The following is a 318-nucleotide window of genomic DNA, read 5'->3' as shown; positions in this document are numbered from 1 at the left end:
CGCGCATGAGCGGTGTGTTCCTCGGCGGCAGCAGCGCCGGGGCCGCTGCGATGCCTTCGCTGCCGAACCTTGCAATCGCAACGCCCGAAGCCGCCGCTCCGCAGCCGGCCGAGGCCGCGCAGGGCGACCAGGCCGCCAAGCGCGCCTTCATGGCGCAGGCGTCCGGCCAGCGCACGGTGATCATCGAGCGCCTGACTGCGCCGGCCTCGCCCAACATCGTGCAGGCCGGCAGTGTCATTCCCGCAGCGCTCATCACCGGCATACGTTCGGACCTTCCCGGCCAGATCACCGCTCAGGTGACGGCCAACGTCTATGACA

1 protein-coding gene is annotated in these 318 nt (G+C 70.4%); it reads left to right on the top strand.

Annotation, left to right across the window (positions count from 1 at the left end):
* The coding region (locus tag AX735_RS16385) for a TrbI/VirB10 family protein (RefSeq protein ID WP_446471830.1) at positions 1 to 318 on the top strand (318 nt) is incomplete at both ends.

Origin of the sequence: Blastomonas sp. CCH1-A6, from assembly GCF_001556365.1 — a bacterium.
Taxonomy (GTDB): Bacteria; Pseudomonadota; Alphaproteobacteria; order Sphingomonadales; family Sphingomonadaceae; genus Blastomonas; species Blastomonas ursincola.
This window is presented reverse-complemented; position numbering and strand designations above follow the sequence as displayed.